The organism is Methylovorus menthalis, from assembly GCF_020523625.1.
Lineage (GTDB): Bacteria > Pseudomonadota > Gammaproteobacteria > Burkholderiales > Methylophilaceae > Methylovorus > Methylovorus menthalis.
Genome location: NZ_JAJAQH010000003.1, coordinates 12,722 through 29,312, shown reverse-complemented (window position 1 = coordinate 29,312; position 16,591 = coordinate 12,722). Strand labels below are relative to the sequence as shown.

The 16,591-nt window shown below is 54.9% G+C and carries 15 protein-coding genes; 8 read left to right on the top strand and 7 right to left on the bottom strand.

Annotation, left to right across the window (positions count from 1 at the left end):
* The first annotated feature begins 118 nt into the window (after positions 1-118).
* From LG204_RS02765 to LG204_RS02755, 3 genes are read left to right on the top strand one after another with little or no spacing between them, the layout of a single operon-like run.
* Positions 119-3,409 (top strand): transglutaminase family protein, encoded by a 3,291-nt coding sequence (locus tag LG204_RS02765; protein ID WP_230335834.1) that lies wholly within the window; start codon positions 119-121, stop codon positions 3,407-3,409.
* A gap of 9 nt (positions 3,410-3,418) precedes the next feature.
* Positions 3,419-5,959, top strand: a complete 2,541-nt coding sequence (locus tag LG204_RS02760; RefSeq protein ID WP_230335833.1) for a circularly permuted type 2 ATP-grasp protein — start codon at positions 3,419-3,421, stop codon at positions 5,957-5,959.
* Between the two features lie 6 nt (positions 5,960-5,965).
* Positions 5,966-6,847: a transglutaminase family protein gene (locus LG204_RS02755; protein WP_230335832.1), complete on the top strand. Its 882-nt coding sequence runs from the start codon at positions 5,966-5,968 to the stop codon at positions 6,845-6,847.
* 21 nt (positions 6,848-6,868) lie between these two features.
* Here LG204_RS02755 and radC read toward each other — a convergent pair whose 3' ends face one another.
* Together radC and LG204_RS02745 are read right to left on the bottom strand one after the other, a co-directional pair.
* Complete coding sequence (gene radC / locus LG204_RS02750) at positions 6,869-7,543, bottom strand: RadC family protein (RefSeq protein WP_230335831.1); 675 nt, start codon at positions 7,541-7,543, stop codon at positions 6,869-6,871.
* 13 nt (positions 7,544-7,556) lie between these two features.
* Positions 7,557-8,321 carry a hypothetical protein gene (locus LG204_RS02745; protein ID WP_230335830.1) on the bottom strand — a complete coding sequence of 255 codons (765 nt, stop codon included), beginning with the start codon at positions 8,319-8,321 and terminating at the stop codon, positions 7,557-7,559.
* A gap of 89 nt (positions 8,322-8,410) precedes the next feature.
* Here LG204_RS02745 and coaBC point away from each other — a divergent pair, with 89 nt between their 5' ends.
* The 4 genes from coaBC (at position 8,411) to rpmG (ending at position 10,548) form a co-directional block, all read left to right on the top strand.
* Entirely contained in the window at positions 8,411-9,622 is a 1,212-nt protein-coding gene (gene coaBC / locus LG204_RS02740; protein ID WP_230335829.1) for a bifunctional phosphopantothenoylcysteine decarboxylase/phosphopantothenate--cysteine ligase CoaBC, read from the top strand.
* Positions 9,619-10,071, top strand: a complete 453-nt coding sequence (dut, locus tag LG204_RS02735; RefSeq protein ID WP_015829270.1) for a dUTP diphosphatase — start codon at positions 9,619-9,621, stop codon at positions 10,069-10,071. Before coaBC ends, dut begins: the two co-directional genes overlap by 4 nt.
* A gap of 75 nt (positions 10,072-10,146) precedes the next feature.
* On the top strand, positions 10,147-10,383 hold the full coding sequence (gene rpmB / locus LG204_RS02730) for a 50S ribosomal protein L28 (RefSeq protein ID WP_011478680.1): 237 nt from the start codon (positions 10,147-10,149) through the stop codon (positions 10,381-10,383).
* 9 nt (positions 10,384-10,392) lie between these two features.
* Entirely contained in the window at positions 10,393-10,548 is a 156-nt protein-coding gene (rpmG, locus tag LG204_RS02725; protein ID WP_011478679.1) for a 50S ribosomal protein L33, read from the top strand.
* A 210-nt stretch (positions 10,549-10,758) separates the two neighbouring features.
* Here rpmG and LG204_RS02720 read toward each other — a convergent pair whose 3' ends face one another.
* Genes LG204_RS02720 through mgtE form a run of 3 tightly spaced genes read right to left on the bottom strand, consistent with a single transcriptional unit; the run spans position 10,759 to position 14,710 of the window.
* A complete protein-coding gene (locus LG204_RS02720; protein ID WP_230335828.1) occupies positions 10,759-11,943 on the bottom strand; it encodes a DesA family fatty acid desaturase in 1,185 nt (394 codons plus the stop codon).
* Positions 11,944-11,984: 41 nt separating this feature from the next.
* Positions 11,985-13,277: a mechanosensitive ion channel family protein gene (locus LG204_RS02715; protein ID WP_407664159.1), complete on the bottom strand. Its 1,293-nt coding sequence runs from the start codon at positions 13,275-13,277 to the stop codon at positions 11,985-11,987.
* Positions 13,274-14,710 carry a magnesium transporter gene (gene mgtE / locus LG204_RS02710; RefSeq protein ID WP_230335826.1) on the bottom strand — a complete coding sequence of 479 codons (1,437 nt, stop codon included), beginning with the start codon at positions 14,708-14,710 and terminating at the stop codon, positions 13,274-13,276. The genes LG204_RS02715 and mgtE overlap by 4 nt, the downstream gene beginning before the upstream one ends.
* Before the next feature lie 94 nt (positions 14,711-14,804).
* On the opposite strand from mgtE, the gene LG204_RS02705 reads away from it, so the two are divergent.
* The gene (locus tag LG204_RS02705) at positions 14,805-15,137 is read left to right on the top strand and encodes a glutaredoxin family protein (RefSeq protein ID WP_230335825.1); all 333 of its coding nucleotides are present in this window, start codon (positions 14,805-14,807) and stop codon (positions 15,135-15,137) included.
* Positions 15,138-15,183: 46 nt separating this feature from the next.
* Here LG204_RS02705 and rplQ read toward each other — a convergent pair whose 3' ends face one another.
* Both rplQ and LG204_RS02695 read right to left on the bottom strand, forming a co-directional pair.
* Entirely contained in the window at positions 15,184-15,573 is a 390-nt protein-coding gene (gene rplQ / locus LG204_RS02700; protein WP_015829266.1) for a 50S ribosomal protein L17, read from the bottom strand.
* A 24-nt stretch (positions 15,574-15,597) separates the two neighbouring features.
* The gene (locus LG204_RS02695; protein ID WP_230335824.1) at positions 15,598-16,581 is read right to left on the bottom strand and encodes a DNA-directed RNA polymerase subunit alpha; all 984 of its coding nucleotides are present in this window, start codon (positions 16,579-16,581) and stop codon (positions 15,598-15,600) included.
* Positions 16,582-16,591 lie beyond the last annotated feature (10 nt).

The following is a 16,591-nucleotide window of genomic DNA, read 5'->3' as shown; positions in this document are numbered from 1 at the left end:
GCATGGTTCATGCTGGTATTCATGGTCGTGGCAGGTCGTGTTGGCCTGCCATCTGAATAAGCCCAAGAACGTTCGTAACCAAGAGTCGTGAACTTAAGAACAGTTGTGAAGGATTCGCATGGCCATACGCGTTGCATTGCACCATAAGACCAGCTACACATTTGACCGCCTGGTTAATCTCTCCCCGCATGAAGTACGACTCAAGCCCGCGGCTCATGCGCGCACGCCGGTGCTGTCGTATTCGCTGACGGTTAATCCGGAAAAGCACTTCATCAACTGGCAGCAGGACCCTTACGGCAATTACATTGCACGCTTCGTGTTCCCCGAAAAAGTCACCAGCCTGGATTTCACGGTGACCCTGGTAGCCGACATGACGGTCATCAATCCCTTTGATTTTTTCGTGGAAAAGTACGCTGAGCAGTTTCCCTTTACCTATACCGAACAACTGGAATACGAACTCGCCCCCTACCTGAAAGCCGAACCGGCAGGCCCCAGACTGGCCAAATGGCTGGACGATACGCGCAGTCAGTTATTGACGGCGCCGCTCACCATCGCCAATTTTCTGGTTGCCATCAACCAGCGTCTGCAAGGCGATATCGGGTATCTGGTGCGCATGGAACCCGGGGTGCAAACGCCGGAAGACACGCTGGAAAAACGCAGTGGCTCCTGTCGCGACAGTGCCTGGCTGCTGGTGCAGATACTGCGCCACCTTGGCCTGGCTGCGCGCTTTGTCTCCGGCTACCTGATTCAGCTCACCGCCGACATCAAGGCATTGGATGGCCCCAGTGGCACCGAGGTAGACTTTACCGACCTGCACGCCTGGACCGAAGTGTATATTCCCGGTGCCGGCTGGATAGGCCTGGACCCGACCTCCGGCTTGTTGGCAGGCGAAGGCCATATACCGCTGGCTTGCACGGCCATGCCCGCCTCGGCCGCGCCGGTGACTGGCTTTACCGATGTTGCCGAAGTCACGTTTCACCATGAAATGAGCGTCACGCGCATCCATGAAGACCCGCGCGTCACCAAACCCTATAGCGAAGAAGACTGGCAGAAAATAGACCTGATTGGTCAGCAGGTAGATCGTGATCTGCAAAAGCAGGATGTGCGGCTGACCCAGGGCGGCGAACCAACTTTTGTATCGATCGACGACATGGACGGCCCTGAGTGGAACACCCAGGCCCATGGCGACAAGAAGCGCGAACTGGCAGGCAAGCTTGCCTTGCGCCTCAAGGACCGCTTTACCGAGGGCGGCCTGCTGCATTATGGCCAGGGCAAATGGTATCCGGGCGAGCCTTTGCCGCGCTGGGCCATCAATATGTACTGGCGTGTGGATGGCAAACCGATGTGGAACGATGCCTCGCTGTTTTCCATGGATGGTCAGCCGGAAAAATACAATGTGGCTGAAGCGAAGCTGTTTGCCACCAGCCTGGTGGAAACACTGGGCCTGCCCACCGCTTGCATGATAGAGGCTTATGAGGATGTGATGCAGCAAGCCTTGCTGGAGCAGCGCCTGCCAGACAACGTCAACCCCTTGCAGGCCGACCTTGGCGCCAGCGAAGAGCGCAAGCGCCTGGCACAACTACTGGAAGTGGGCCTGGGCAAGGCCGCAGGTTATGTGATTCCGCTCAAGCCGGAATCCACCAGTAAAACCACCACCTGGCGTAGCAGCAAATGGCCACTGCGCCGCGAACATCTTTACCTGTTGAGCGGCGACTCGCCCATGGGCCTGCGCCTGCCACTGGCATCCCTGCCATGGGTATTGCCAGACGATGTCGAGCCTGAATTTGCGGTGGACCCGTTTGAAGCCAGAGAAGCGTTGCCAGAAAAACCCCTGGTGCGCAACAAACCCGGCAAAGCCAGCCTGAGCAAGCCAGAAGCCCGCGAAGTCGTGCATACCGCACTTTGCGTGGAAGTGCGTGGCGGAAGGTTGCATGTGTTCATGCCCCCTGTCTCGCGCATTGAGGATTATCTGGCCCTGCTCGCGGCGATTGAGGCTACCGCAGCCAAACTTCAACTCAAACTATGGCTGGAGGGCTACCCGCCGCCACGCGATGCCCGCATCAAGTCGCTCAGCGTCACGCCTGACCCGGGCGTAATTGAGGTGAATATTCACCCGGCATCCAGCTGGCAGGAGTTGGTGAGTAACGTCACCACCCTGTATGAAGAAGCCCGGCAGACCCGCCTGGGCACCGAAAAATTCATGCTGGATGGCCGCCATACCGGCACTGGTGGTGGCAATCACGCCACCCTGGGCGGCGCCACCCCGGCCGACAGCCCCATGCTACGCCGGCCGGATGTGCTGAAAAGCCTGATTACTTATTGGCAAAACCACCCGGCATTGTCCTATCTCTTCTCGGGGACCTTTATCGGCCCCACCAGCCAGGCGCCGCGGGTGGATGAAGCACGTGACGATAATCTCTACGAGCTGGCGATTGCCTTTCAGCAGATGGACAAGGTATTGCCCGACACCAAGGAAAGCGAGCGCCCGTGGCTGGTAGACCGGCTGCTGCGCAATCTGCTGGTGGATCTGACGGGGAATACGCACCGCTCCGAATTTTCCATCGACAAACTCTATTCGCCAGACGGCCCGACGGGCCGTCTGGGCCTGGTGGAATTCCGCGCTTTTGAAATGCCGCCCCATGCCCGCATGAGCCTGCTGCAGATGCTGCTGCTGCGGGCACTGGTCGCGCACTTCTGGCGCAAGCCCTATCAGGGCAAGCTGGTGCATTGGGGCACCGAGCTGCATGATCGCTGGATGCTACCGCATTTTATTGCGCAGGATATTGCCGATGTCGTGGCGGATCTGCGCGAAGCTGGCTATGTCTTCGAAAAACACTGGTTTGATCCTTTTGTCGAATTCCGCTTCCCGCGTTACGGTACGGTGAATTACCACGGCGTGGAGCTGGAACTGCGTCAGGCCATCGAGCCATGGAATGTGCTGGGCGAAGAAATGAGTGGCGGCGGCACCTCGCGCTATGTGGATTCTTCGGTAGAGCGCATGCAGTTGCGCGTGCGCGGCCTCACGGATGGACGCCACATCGTCACCTGCAATGGCAGACCCCTGCCGCTGCAAGCCACAGGCATTGCCGGCGAGTATGTTGCGGGCGTGCGCTTCCGCGCCTGGAGCCCATGGTCCGCCTTGCATCCCACCATTGCGCCACATGTACCGCTGGTGTTTGATCTGGTCGATACCTGGAGCGGAAGGGCGATAGGCGGCTGCACTTACCATGTCAGCCATCCCGGTGGACGCAATTACGATAGCTTCCCGGTGAATGCCTTTGAGGCCGAGGCGCGACGCTTTACCCGTTTCTGGGATCACGGACACACGCCAGGGCCGGTATCGATTGCAGAAGAGCCGCGCAACCCGAAATTCCCGTTTACGCTCGACCTGCGGTGGCAAGCTGTTTAATATTGCGCCATGCTGTCTTCGATACTGAACGAATACCCGTTTGCGGCAAACTCTCATAACGAGTTGCTGCAATCGCCCGGAACGCCTCGCCCTCACTGGCAGCCACTCATTGACTCATTAAGTGGTGAAGAGCCTGCCGAGATGCGCAAGCGCGTTGAAAACGTGCGTCGGCTGGTCTACGAAAACGGGCTCACCTATAACGCCTACGCCGACACCCAGGGCGGTCAACGTCCGTGGGATCTGGACCCCCTGCCGTTTATTCTGCCGCAGGATGAATGGGCGCATATTGAAGCCGCGGTGATTCAGCGCGCCACCATCCTCAATACGGTGCTGCGCGATATTTACGGCGAACAGACCCTGATGGCGCAGGGCATGTTGCCGCCTGCACTCATTCACGGCAATGCCGGTTTCCTGCGCCCCTGCCATGGCATTCCACAGCCGGATGGGGTGGCCTTGCACATGTATGCGGTTGATCTCGCCCGCTCGGCGGATGGTCGCTGGTGGGTGGTGTCTGACCGCACGCAGGCTCCCGCAGGTACTGGCTATGCGCTGGAAAACCGCATGGTGATTTCCAGCGTATTTCCAGATCTGTTTCGCGACCTTAACATTCAGCGCCTGAGCGGATTTTTTGCCAGCCTGCGCGACAGCCTGGCCCACTGGGGGCGCGCATGCGCTTATCGACAGTCGCAAGCGAATCCCAATATTGCCTCGTTAAGCCCTAGCGAGCAGCCGCTCACGGTCATCCTGACAGCGGGGCCGTTCAACGAAACCTATCACGAGCAATCCTATCTGGCGGGCTACCTCGGCTTTCCACTGGTGCAGGGTAACGACCTGACCGTACGCGAAGGCGTGGTCTGGCTGAAAACGCTGGCAGGGCTCAAGCCGGTGCATGCCATCCTCAGGCGGCTTGACGATATTTTCTGTGATCCGCTGGAACTCAATGCCGAATCCCTGCTGGGGATTGCGGGCCTTACTGAAGTAGCGCGCCGCGGCCATGTCCTGCTGGCGAACAGTCTGGGCAGCAATGTGCTGCAATCGGGTGCCCTGATGGGCTTTTTGCCCGCGCTCAGCCAGCATCTGCTGAAACAGCCGCTGATGCTGCCCTCGGTCGCCACCTGGTGGTGTGGCGAGCCAAAGGCCCTGGAAGCCGTGATTGCCAATCTTGATCGTCTATTGATCAAGAATGCCTTTTTGCACACGCGTGAAATCATGATTTACGGCCAGGACCTGGACGGCGCGGCACGCGAAGAACTGATCGCCCAATTGCGCGCCAACCCGGAAAACTACCTGGCGCAGGAGCTGGTCAAGGTATCGCAGGCACCGGTGTGGAACAGCCAGCTGCAGCAAATGCAGGCGCAGTCGGTGGGGCTGCGGGTATTTGCCTGTGCCACCCCCAATGGCTATATCGTCATGCCTGGCGGGCTGACACGGGTGGCCAGCAGTGCTAACAAGCGCGTGATCACCATGCAGGGCAGCGGCTGCAGCAAGGACACTTGGGTGATTACACCTGAGCTCAAGCCTAATACGCCGAGCCTGCTGCGCAAGACCACCTCCAGCGCCGGGCTGGTGCATGACAATATCCACCTTTCCAGTCGCGTCATTGAAAATCTGTTCTGGTTTGGCCGTCACTCGGTACGCAGCTACCATGCCACGCGCCTGCTGCGGACAGCCATCCATTACCTGCTGGACTTCTCGCCCGAGCATCGCGCCGTGGAGTGGCCTACGGTAAAAGCGATGTGCATCTGGTATAACCTGATGCCCGCCGAAGAGGATGAGGAAAACGACGGCAACTACCCCCTGTTTGCCGAAGATGAAAATGCCATCGAGTGCCTGCTGATCGCCGCCATTTTTGCCGATGATAGCTCCAGCCTCGCCAGTCATATCACACAGTTCTTCCAGCTGGCCTTCAGCTTGCGCGAACGTCTGTCAGGCGACCATTGGCGCCTGATCAACCAGCTGCACCTGCGCTTTGCCGAGCGGCATTCGCAAGCCTCGCTGAGTGAAGCGCTGGCGGTGCTGGATGAAACCAATATGTCGCTGGTGACCATCTCGGGCTTTACGCTGGACAGCATGACGCGCGATCAGGGCTGGCGCTTTCTGTCGCTGGGTCGCCGCATCGAGCGCTTGCAGTTTCTGTGCATCCTGTTGCAAAAGGCGCTGGCAATGCCTGCCGAAAGCAGCCTGGACTGGCTGCTGGAGCTCACAGACTCCATCGTCACTTATCGGGCACGGTATGCCGCTCAGCCAGAGTGGCTACCGGTGCTTTATTTGTTGCTGATCGATGAAAACAATCCGAATGCGATGATGTTCCAGTTGCGTGGACTGGTGAAATACCTGTCGCAAATATCCTCTGCCTACAACGGCGGTGGCGGTGAAGGACGCATGATGGAGCGTATGGAAAGCCTGCGTGCATTTGATGTGGATGCGTCTTTCCATCACAACAGCCCAGAGCTGATGTCTTGGCTGGCGGATACCTATCAGGCCAGCGTAGAAATTTCCCTCCAGCTGGGGCATCGCTTTTTCAGCTTCTCGGATACCACCGCCAATTAAACCGCCATGCGCTATCACATTCAGCACCAGACCGAGTACCAGTACGATTTTGATGTGACCCTGTCGCAGCATATGCTGCACATGACACCAAGACACCTGGCCTGGCAAAACACGCTGGCGCATCAGATCACGATCTCGCCCAATCCCAGCGAGACTTCACAGCGCCTGGATTATTTCGGCAATTCACGGCTGTATTTTTCTATTTACAGCCCGCATCAGACGCTTTCCGTTACTTCGGAATCCACCGTGGAAGTACTGCCGCGCCTGCTGCCAGCGTCATTAAGCCAAAGTCCGAGCTGGGAGTTTGTAAAAGAAGAGCTGATCCAGCATTACAACACCCATATTGAGGCGCAGGCATTTCTGTTCAGCTCCCCCAAAGCGGGGCGGCATCATACGCTGGCGAACTACGCCGCCCCCAGCTTCACGCCAGGCAGGCCTTTGCTGGAAGCCGCGTTGGACCTGACCCAACGCATCTATCAGGATTTTGAGTTTGATGACCAGGCCACCAGCATTTCTACGCCGCTATCCGACGTGCTGGCTGGGCGCCGCGGCGTCTGCCAGGATTTTGCACACCTGATGATTGCCTGCATGCGTAGCTTGGGCCTGGCTTGCCGGTACGTCAGCGGTTATATCCTGACGACCCCTCCGGAAGGCCAGGAGCGTATGATCGGCGCCGATGCATCGCATGCCTGGGCTTCCGTTTACTGCCCGGATACAGGTTGGGTGGATTTTGATCCGACCAACAATTGCCTGGTGCAGACGGATCACATCACCATCGCATGGGGACGCGATTTCAGCGATATATCCCCGATGCGTGGCGTGGTATTGGGCGGTGGTGCCCAGCAGCTGGATGTCAGCGTTACCGTCACACCTATCAACCAGTACTAATCTTGCGTGCCAACGCACAGTCTAGAGCAGGCCGCGTTCCGCAAACGACAAGGTGGTATTGCCCGCTACGACAAAATGATCCAGCACCCGTACATCCACAAGCGCTAGAGCACTCTTGAGCTGCGCCGTGATCATCTCATCGGCACGGCTGGGCTCGGCGACACCGGAGGGGTGATTGTGGGCAAGAATCACCGCGCCTGCGTTGTAATACAGTGCACGTTTGACGATTTCACGCGGATGCACGCTGGTCTGTGTCAATGTACCCGCAAACATCTCCTCATGCGCCAGCACCCGATTTTGTGCATCCAGGAACATCACCAGGAACACTTCGCGCGGCAGCCCGCCCAGCTTGAGGCTGAGAAAATCGCGCACCTGTTGCGGCGAATTCATGACATCGCGCGCCTGCATTTCTTCAGCGAGGGCACGCCTGCTCATTTCGAAGATGGCCTGCAGCTGCACATATTTGCTGCTACCCATACCCTTGATCAGGGAAATCTGTTCGAGGCTGGCAGCAAAAATACCATTCAGGCTACCAAACACCTGCAATAGCTCACGCGCCAGATCGACTGCACTTTTGCCAGTCACCCCCACGCGTAGAAAAATAGCCAGTAACTCGGCATCTGACAGTGCGCCACTACCTTGCGTCAGCAGCTTTTCGCGCGGGCGCTCCCCTTCCGGCCAATCGATAATTGCCATACGTTATGTTTCCTCATGGTTGCCATCCGATTTCCCTGGCTGTGAGGTCCCCCACCAACGTTTGTGACAAATTTGCCGGAATATGCGCGCCATGCTGGCTGTCTGGAATGCGTCCAGCCATGAGTTCAGCAAAGCGTTGCGGGTATAAGGGCTGCCGGTCCGGCTCGGCGTATCCCTCTGGGTAATGCGGTTGTGTGGTATTCAAGTCGTACTTGTCACGCGCGCCCACGGTGTGCAGCAATTCGTGGGCAATCACCATATTGTTCTGAGCTGTTTGACCAGGGTCGGCATATACGTTCACCAGCCCGACGCGGCCTTTGCTCAGTGCGGTGGAATGCGGCAAGGTGGGATGACCCGCCACATCAAAATAGAGCAGATAGAGGCGAATATCGGCTTTTACCGGGGTAGGCGGACTGTGACGCCAGGTCCACCAGCGAAAGTGCAGGCTCCAGGTCATGGTAGACAGCATGCTGGCATTGCGCGGTGGCGGTGGTGGAATATCCGCGACCACAGGCCCAAGATGCACGGCAAATGGCTGTGCCAAGGCGAGATGGTATCGTTTGCCCTGCTCGGCAAAATACTCTTCAATCTGCGTCAGTTGTGCCTGGTTCAGGCGGCGTATGGCCACATTAGAGGCTTCACTGAGGTCAGCATTGACGGGATATAGCGTGACATACAGCGTGCGGTGCCAGTCAGGCTGCCCGTTTTTCAACCAGGCTTGCTGGGCCACGGTCACCAACACAAACAGCAATACAAATATCCTGAGTTTTCGCCACATACCCTGCGTCCCCGTTCAAATCGTGCAATCGGCAGACTGGCGCTGCCGTAATTTGTATTAAAATGAGCCCACTAATTCAAGAATTTATCATGACTCGTCCAATTCAACACCTGGTTGTCGGCATGACTGGCGGAATTGCCGCTTATAAAACCGCTGAGCTGGTACGCCTGCTAGTCAAACAGGGCATACGGGTTGACGTGGTAATGACGTCTGCCGCCACCCGCTTTATCACCCCGCTGACCATGCAGGCCTTGTCTGGTCGCCCTGTGTACACCGACTTATGGGATGAGCGCATTGCCAATGGCATGCCGCACATCGAGCTCTCGCGCCAGGCGGATGCCATTCTGGTTGCCCCTGCCAGTGCTGACTTCATGGCAAAACTGGTGCACGGCGCTGCAGATGACCTGCTTTCCACCTTATGCCTGGCACGTGATTGCCCCTTGATTGTAGCGCCAGCCATGAACCGACAGATGTGGGAGCATCCTGCCACCCAGCGCAATGTCGCGCAATTGCAAAAAGATGGCGTACGCCTGATCGGTCCGGATAGCGGCGAACAGGCGTGCGGCGAGACCGGCCTCGGCCGTATGCTGGAACCGCAATCCATAGTGGATGCGCTGCAAGTTACATGCCCGAGCAACTTGCTGGCAGGAAAGCGCATCTTGATTACGGCTGGCCCCACCATCGAGGCCATTGATCCGGTACGCGGCATCACCAATTTCAGCTCAGGCAAAATGGGCTACGCCATTGCTCAGACGGCTATTGAGATGGGCGCGGATGTTACCCTGATCAGCGGGCCGACTGCACTGGCAGCCCCGCACTGCACCACCATTCAGGTCACCAGCGCGCAGCAAATGCATGATGCAGTGATGGCCGAAGTGATCGGCCAGGATGTATTTATCGCAGTAGCCGCCGTGGCCGACTACCGCCCGCGCGAAGTGCAAAGCCAGAAGATCAAGAAACATGCAGACACCCTGCAGCTCGATCTGGTGCGTAATCCGGATATTCTGGCCGCTGTGACCAGCCTGCCCCGTCCCCCTTTCTGTGTCGGCTTTGCAGCTGAGAGCGGTCACTTGCTTGATCATGCCCACAAAAAAAGGCTGCAAAAAAATGTCCCCCTACTGGCCGCCAATCTGGTCAGTGAAGCCATGGGTGGCGACGATAGTCGTATTGTCCTGATTGACGATCAGGGTGAACACCCACTTCCCCCTGGCTCCAAGACCATGCTGGCGCACATGCTGTTGCAACATATGGCCGGCATGCTGCCTCCTTCAACCACTTCTGACGCGAGTACCCCTGAATGAGCTTACAAGTTGACTTGAAAATCCTCGATGACCGCTTGCATCACATGATGCCGGGCTACGCCACACCGGGTTCTGCCGGGCTGGATTTACGCGCCTGTATCGAGCATACCCAAACCCTGCATCCTGGCGAGACCACGTTGATACCCACCGGCATGGCGATCCATCTGGCTGACCCTGGTTATGCCGCCATGATCCTGCCTCGCTCAGGCCTGGGCCATAAACATGGCATCGTGCTGGGCAATCTGGTCGGACTGATAGATTCGGATTATCAAGGCCAGCTGCTGGTCTCGTGCTGGAACCGTGGCAAGGAAGCTTTTCTGCTAAACCCGATGGAGCGCATTGCCCAACTGGTCATCGTACCCGTCATGCAAGCCAGCTTTAATATCGTGCAGGACTTCACCAGTAGCGAGCGTGGCGAAGGCGGTTTCGGCAGTACAGGAAAACATTAAAAACTAGCAATTTAACTTGAAATGCCGCTTCGTTTCATGGTATAAATGCGGTCTTTTCGAATTTCGGAGTCCGCCATGGCACGCGTATGTCAGGTAACCGGCAAAAAGCCGATGGTTGGGAATAACGTTTCCCACGCAAATAACAAGACCAAGCGTCGTTTCCTGCCTAACTTGCAAAACCGCAAGTTCTGGGTTGAAAGCGAAAACCGCTGGGTTAGCTTACGTATCACCAACGCAGCCTTGCGTACAATTGACAAGAACGGCATTGACGCTGTTCTGGCCGATCTGCGCGCCAGCGGCGAAAAAATCTAAGGATTCATCATGCGTGAAAAAATCAAACTGGAATCTAGCGCTGGCACTGGTCACTTCTACACCACGACCAAGAACAAGCGCACCATGCCTGAAAAGATGGAAATCAAGAAGTTTGATCCTGTCGCTCGCAAGCATGTGCTGTACAAGGAAACCAAGCTGAAGTAATTCAGATATGGTTTTAAATAAAAAAGCCCGCTTATGCGGGCTTTTTTATTGCCTGGCGCTTTTAATACCACCAGTCGACGTTTTATTTAACACGCTTCAGATCCAGATACATTACCTCTTGAAGCAAAAGGCCATTCCCGATGCTCTGCCAAGATGCTCCGCCCAATACGAATTTAATTTTGGGCAGCAGCAAGTACAAGTAAAAAGCATCTACGCCATGCGGTAGCAACGCAGGCGTCGCGAGAACTCTTCCAGCGCGGCTATGCCACTTTTTTCAGCCCGCTGGCACCAGTCCTCAAGCCCTTTCAGCAATTGCTCCTGAGAGGCTGTGGAACGCGCCCAAACCTGCGCAAGCTCCTGCTTGAGCTGATAGATAGTTTGCAAACGGGCGCTATGTGTCAGTGCCTGCTCAAGCGCTTGCTTGTCCTGCACTTCAAGATCCTTGGCATCCAGATGCAGCCAGTGACGCAAACGCTCAAGTACCGTGGTTTCGTGGCCATGCTGCTGGTACGCCAGACGAATCTTGCTGATCTCTTCCTTATATGCCTGCTTGAGCATCACACCATACTTGCCCATGACATCAAACCGATGAGTAATGACCGCTTGCAAGGTGTCAAGATCACACCGCGTCTTGGCCCAGTCAAACTTGACCTTGGGCGCTATTTTCTTGACCTTGGCCAGGCGGCTCATCTGCATGAGACGGATATACATCCAGCCTATATCAAACTCATACCACTTGCTGGATAGACGTGCGGAACTGGCATAGGCATGGTGGTTGTTATGCAACTCTTCACCCCCAATGATGATGCCCCAAGGCACGAGGTTGGTACTGGCATCGGCGGCGGCAAAATTGCGATAGCCCCAATAGTGCCCCAGCCCATTAATGATGCCCGCCGCGGTTAGCGGAATCCAGGCCATCTGCACAGCCCAGATCGTCAGCCCTAGCGGGCCAAACAGCAGCACATTAATCACCAGCATCAGGCGTATGCCTAGGCCACTGTGACGGCTGTAGACATTGCGCTCCATCCAATCATCGGGTGTGCCGCTGCCATATTTCTGCAGGGTTTCTTCATTAGCCGCTTCTTGACGATAAAGCTCGGCGCCTTCACGCAGGACTTTCTTGATGCCCAGAATTTGCGGGCTATGGGGATCATTCACCGTCTCGCAATGCGCATGATGCTTGCGATGAATGGCAGCCCACTCTTTGGTCACCATACCGGTGGTCATCCATAACCAGAAGCGGAAAAAATGGCTAACAATAGGATGCAACTCCAGCGCGCGGTGTGCCTGGCAACGATGAAGGTAAATAGTGACAGCAGCAATGGTAATGTGGGTGAGGCCCAAAGCCACCAGAATGTAACCCCACCATGGCAAGTCAAACATCCAGAATGTCATGACGATTTCCTTTCTGTAACCAATCGAAAATGGGCGCCAACTTATCCCTGGGCAGCAGGTATTGTCGGCGTCCCTGAATTCAGTATACGCACTTCGCGCTGCGGATATGGAATACTGATGTTGTTCTTCTGGAATGCTCGCCAGATATCCAGATAAATATCGGATTGCAGCCGTCCAGAGCCCTCTTCCGGGTCGGGTATCCAGAATGTCAGGGTCAGATCAATGCCACTCTCGCCAAAGCCGGCGATCTTTACATCCGGCAGCGGGTCCTGCATCACGCGATCTTGCGCCATGGCAGCGTGTTGCATGATCTCCATGGCTCTTTCCAACGGGCTCTCGTAACTCACTTGCAAAGGCATTTTGACCTGCGCCTTGCGTTCGCTGTAGGAGTGATTAATGACAGCACTGGTGATGAGTGTTTCATTGGGAATAACCACCTGCGTGCCATCCAGCTTGCGCAGCACCATGTAACGGGAGCGCATTTCACTCACCACGCCATAATGCGCATCCACCGTAATCACGTCACCCATATGCATGGAACGATCAAGCAAAATGATAAAACCGCTCACGTAATTGCTGGCGATTTTTTGCAGACCGAAACCCAGGCCAACCCCCAGTGCGCCGCCAAACACCGACAGCAATGTGATATCCAGCCCCACCGCTGACAGCGCCATCAGGATAGCGATAAACGACAGCCCTATCCTGATCAGCTTGCTTAATACCACCCGCACATTCATGTTGATCTGCTGAGCACGCATCAAGCGGTTTTCCAGCCAGCGACTTAGCCAAAGCGCGATAAACAGGGTGATCAATACGGTAAGTAACCCCTGTATCAATAACAGCAGATTCATCTTGCTCTTGCCGATATTGAAACTGATATCTTCCAGCGTGTGCAATATTTCAGGCAGAATGCCACTGACATGGAGCGCCAGAACCAGCCACACTGTGCTCGAGATTGCATTTTCCATCGTGCTTACCCAGGCACTGGGGGAAAACACATAACGCAAGGCATAGACTACCAGCCGAATAACGGCCATGGCCACCAGCAGATTCATGGCGATCAGCAGCATGCTGGTATGCTGCCAGTGCTTCAGAATCAATTCACTGACGTAAATGAATATGAGGGATGTCAGCGGGAACAGCACCCTGTTGATGCCGCCAATACCGACTTTCCAAGTCTCAGGGGCTTTGCGCATGACATAAGCCCGCAAGATTCCATTCATGGACCAGGCAAAGAGCAAGCCGGCAATGATGATCCCCACTTGCCAGGTGAATACAGGAGTCGCCAGATCGGCAAGAAACTCCTTCCAAAGTTGCTGCATGTCGCTGTTCATAACAAGAAAATCGTCGCGAGTCCCAGGAAAATAAAGAAGCCACCGCTATCCGTCATGGCGGTAATCAATACGCTCGAACCTACCGCGGGGTCGCGTCCGACCTTGGTCATGACCAGAGGAATCATGACACCCATGATGGCGGCCAGTAACAGATTTAAGGTCATCGCCCCGGTCATTACCAACCCGAGGGCAATATTATGATAAAGCGCATAGGCTACAACGCCCAACACACTGCCCCAGAGCAAACCGTTGAGCAAGGCGACACCTAACTCTTTCTTGAGCAATGACTTCATATTGTGTGATGCAATCTGGCCCAGCGCCAAGCCGCGCACAATCATCGTCGTTGTCTGATTGCCTGAGTTGCCACCTATACCCGCCACAATGGGCATGAGGGCCGCCAGCGCTACGATTTTCTCAATGGAGTCTTCGAACAGGCCAATAACACGTGACGCGACAAACGCCGTGACAAGATTGATGGCCAACCAGGTCCAACGGTTTTGCACCGACTTCCATACAGACGAGAACAGATCCTCTTCTTCGCGCAAACCAGCCATCGAGAGCATGTCGCTTTCGGCTTCTTCACGGATGTAATCCATGACGGTATCCACCGTTAGCCGGCCAACCAGCTTGTTATTGGCATCCACCACGGGCGCAGTGACCAGGTCATAACGTTCAAACGCCTTGGCAGCTTCATCGGCTTCATCTTCTGGATGAAATACCACGGCATCGTCGGCCATGATGTCGGCGACTTCGGCATCAAGATCATTCACCACCATGCGCTTAAGCGGTAGCACTCCGCGCAATATGTCATAGCGATCGACTACAAACAGTTTGTCGGTGTGGTCTGGCAAACCGCCAATACGCCGCAAATACCGCAAGGCCACTTCAAGGGTTATGTCTTCCCGGATTGTGACGATATCAAAGTCCATGAGGGCACCCACGGTGTCATCCTCGTAACCCAGAGCTGACTGCAGGCGCTCACGATTGCGGATGTCCAGACTATCCAGGAGCTCTTGCAACACATCTTTAGGGAGATCGGGGGCCAGATCAGCCAGTTCATCCGTATCCAGCTGTTCAGCAGCAGCGAGCAACTCATCGCTGTCCATGTCGGCAATGAGAGTTTGTCGAACGGCATCGGATACCTCAAGAAGGATTTCACCATCACGCTCAGCCTTGACCAGCTCCCATACATCCAGACGCTGCTCAAGCGGCAAGGCCTCAAGGATGTAAGCAACGTCGGCCGGATGTAGTGTATCGAGCTTTTTCTGCAGTTCGGCCAGGTTCTGCTTGTGAACTAGCGTCTCTACCAGCTGCTGCTTAGGCATGTCCTGCTTGTGGATCAGGTCTTCGACCAGCCTGTGTTTGCTCAACAGGGTAATGACCTGCTGTAAACTTTCCTGCAAGCTTTCTTTTGATTCTTGAATATCAGCCATTCTTTAAAGCCCGCCAAGAAATACTTAATACATCAGGAAAATCCAGCCTGCGCTTTGCAGGTAACCTATGCGTGCATCATGCAACTTCGTTATTATGGAGGTTTTTAAACTTAACGAAAACCTTAAATTCACTGGTGAAGGCAATCTGCCACTTCCTCATTGCTATGACTGGCACAAACGCATGATTCAATTGAAACTATACGGTACGGAAGGTTGCCATTTGTGCGATCAGGCATTTGAATTGGTAAGCCAGGCTACCCAACCATATGCCAACATAACACTGCATTACATAGACATTATCGAAGACGAGGAACTGATGAATGCGTATAGCCTTAAAATTCCCGTACTTACGATGGGGAATAAAGCTAGCCTGTCCTGGCCATTTTCAGCTGGGGAGATAACAAAACTCATTGAAAGCGCCCAATAAAAAAGGCCGGGGTAACCGGCCTTTTTTACAGCAATGTTGTGACTAATTACTCAGCAACAACAGCTTCAGTGCTCAGATCTGGGCGATCTACCAACTCAACCAGTGCCATAGGCGCATTGTCACCAACGCGGAAACCGCACTTCAGGATACGCAGGTAACCACCATTGCGTGTCAGATAGCGTGGGCCCAGTTCATTGAACAGTTTACCAACGATATCACGGTCACGAAGGCGACTGAAAGCCAGGCGACGATTTGCCAGAGTGGCATTCTTGCCCAAGGTGATGAGTGGCTCAGCGACACGACGCAACTCCTTAGCCTTGGGTAAGGTGGTTTTAATAACTTCATGACGCAGCAGTGAAGTGGCCATGTTCCGCAACATTGCCTGACGATGGCTGCTGGTGCGGTTTAATTTACGATTGCTGTTGCGATGACGCATAGTGATACCCTCACACCTTTGCTGTTATGCTTTTTCCAGGCCAACAGGTGGCCAGTTTTCAAGTTTCATGCCCAGTGTCAGCCCTTTGGAAGCCAACACGTCCTTAATCTCGTTCAGAGATTTGCGGCCCAGATTAGGTGCCTTCAACAGCTCGTTTTCACCGCGCTGAATCAAGTCACCAATGTAATAAATATTTTCTGCTTTCAGGCAGTTTGCCGAACGTACAGTCAATTCCAAATCATCAACTGGACGCAACAGGATAGGATCAACCTGCGGCGTATGCTTCACTTCAACTTCGGTTGGAGCACCTTCCAGATCAGCAAAGACAGACAGCTGACCCATCAGGATGCGAGCTGCATCACGGATGGCTTGCTCAGGCTCAACCACACCGTTGGTTTCAACGTCCATGATCAACTTGTCCAGATCAGTACGTTGCTCAACACGAGCGCTTTCAACATGGTAGCTTACCTTGTTGATTGGACTAAATGATGCATCCACCATGATGAAACCCAGTATACGATCTTCATCAGTCTTCTGGCGAGCTGGAACTGGCTGATAGCCACGGCCCATTTCCACCTTCACTTCAAGATCAATCTTGCCACCCTTGGTCAGATGCGCAATGACATGACCAGGATTTGCGATCTCGGCATCGTGACCAGTATCAAAGTCACCAGCAGTTACAACGCCTTCAACCGACTTTTTCAGTGTCAGCGTAGTTTCCGACTTGCTGTTCAACTTTAGGGCAACACCCTTCAGATTCAGCAGAATGTCCACGACATCCTCCTGAACGCCGTCCAGCGTGGAATATTCATGAACCACGCCGTCGATCTTGACTTCAGTGATAGCAAAGCCAGGAATTGAAGAAAGCAATACGCGGCGCAGCGCATTACCCAGCGTATAACCAAAGCCACGCTCCATCGGCTCAAGCGTCACCCGTGCACGCACAGGCGAGATAACTTCAACGTCAACAACGCGAGGCTTCAAATATTCGGTAGGACTGTTTTGCATAATGTTCCTT

What these genes read in the sequence shown, in the direction of transcription:
- LG204_RS02765 (WP_230335834.1), top strand. Translation starts at nt 119, where the DNA reads ATGGCCATACGCGTTGCATTGCACCATAAGACCAGCTACACATTTGAC.
- LG204_RS02760 (WP_230335833.1), top strand. Translation starts at nt 3,419, where the DNA reads ATGCTGTCTTCGATACTGAACGAATACCCGTTTGCGGCAAACTCTCAT.
- LG204_RS02755 (WP_230335832.1), top strand. Translation starts at nt 5,966, where the DNA reads ATGCGCTATCACATTCAGCACCAGACCGAGTACCAGTACGATTTTGAT.
- radC (WP_230335831.1), bottom strand. Translation starts at nt 7,543, where the DNA reads ATGGCAATTATCGATTGGCCGGAAGGGGAGCGCCCGCGCGAAAAGCTG.
- LG204_RS02745 (WP_230335830.1), bottom strand. Translation starts at nt 8,321, where the DNA reads ATGTGGCGAAAACTCAGGATATTTGTATTGCTGTTTGTGTTGGTGACC.
- coaBC (WP_230335829.1), top strand. Translation starts at nt 8,411, where the DNA reads ATGACTCGTCCAATTCAACACCTGGTTGTCGGCATGACTGGCGGAATT.
- dut (WP_015829270.1), top strand. Translation starts at nt 9,619, where the DNA reads ATGAGCTTACAAGTTGACTTGAAAATCCTCGATGACCGCTTGCATCAC.
- rpmB (WP_011478680.1), top strand. Translation starts at nt 10,147, where the DNA reads ATGGCACGCGTATGTCAGGTAACCGGCAAAAAGCCGATGGTTGGGAAT.
- rpmG (WP_011478679.1), top strand. Translation starts at nt 10,393, where the DNA reads ATGCGTGAAAAAATCAAACTGGAATCTAGCGCTGGCACTGGTCACTTC.
- LG204_RS02720 (WP_230335828.1), bottom strand. Translation starts at nt 11,943, where the DNA reads ATGACATTCTGGATGTTTGACTTGCCATGGTGGGGTTACATTCTGGTG.
- LG204_RS02715 (WP_407664159.1), bottom strand. Translation starts at nt 13,277, where the DNA reads ATGAACAGCGACATGCAGCAACTTTGGAAGGAGTTTCTTGCCGATCTG.
- mgtE (WP_230335826.1), bottom strand. Translation starts at nt 14,710, where the DNA reads ATGGCTGATATTCAAGAATCAAAAGAAAGCTTGCAGGAAAGTTTACAG.
- LG204_RS02705 (WP_230335825.1), top strand. Translation starts at nt 14,805, where the DNA reads ATGGAGGTTTTTAAACTTAACGAAAACCTTAAATTCACTGGTGAAGGC.
- rplQ (WP_015829266.1), bottom strand. Translation starts at nt 15,573, where the DNA reads ATGCGTCATCGCAACAGCAATCGTAAATTAAACCGCACCAGCAGCCAT.
- LG204_RS02695 (WP_230335824.1), bottom strand. Translation starts at nt 16,581, where the DNA reads ATGCAAAACAGTCCTACCGAATATTTGAAGCCTCGCGTTGTTGACGTT.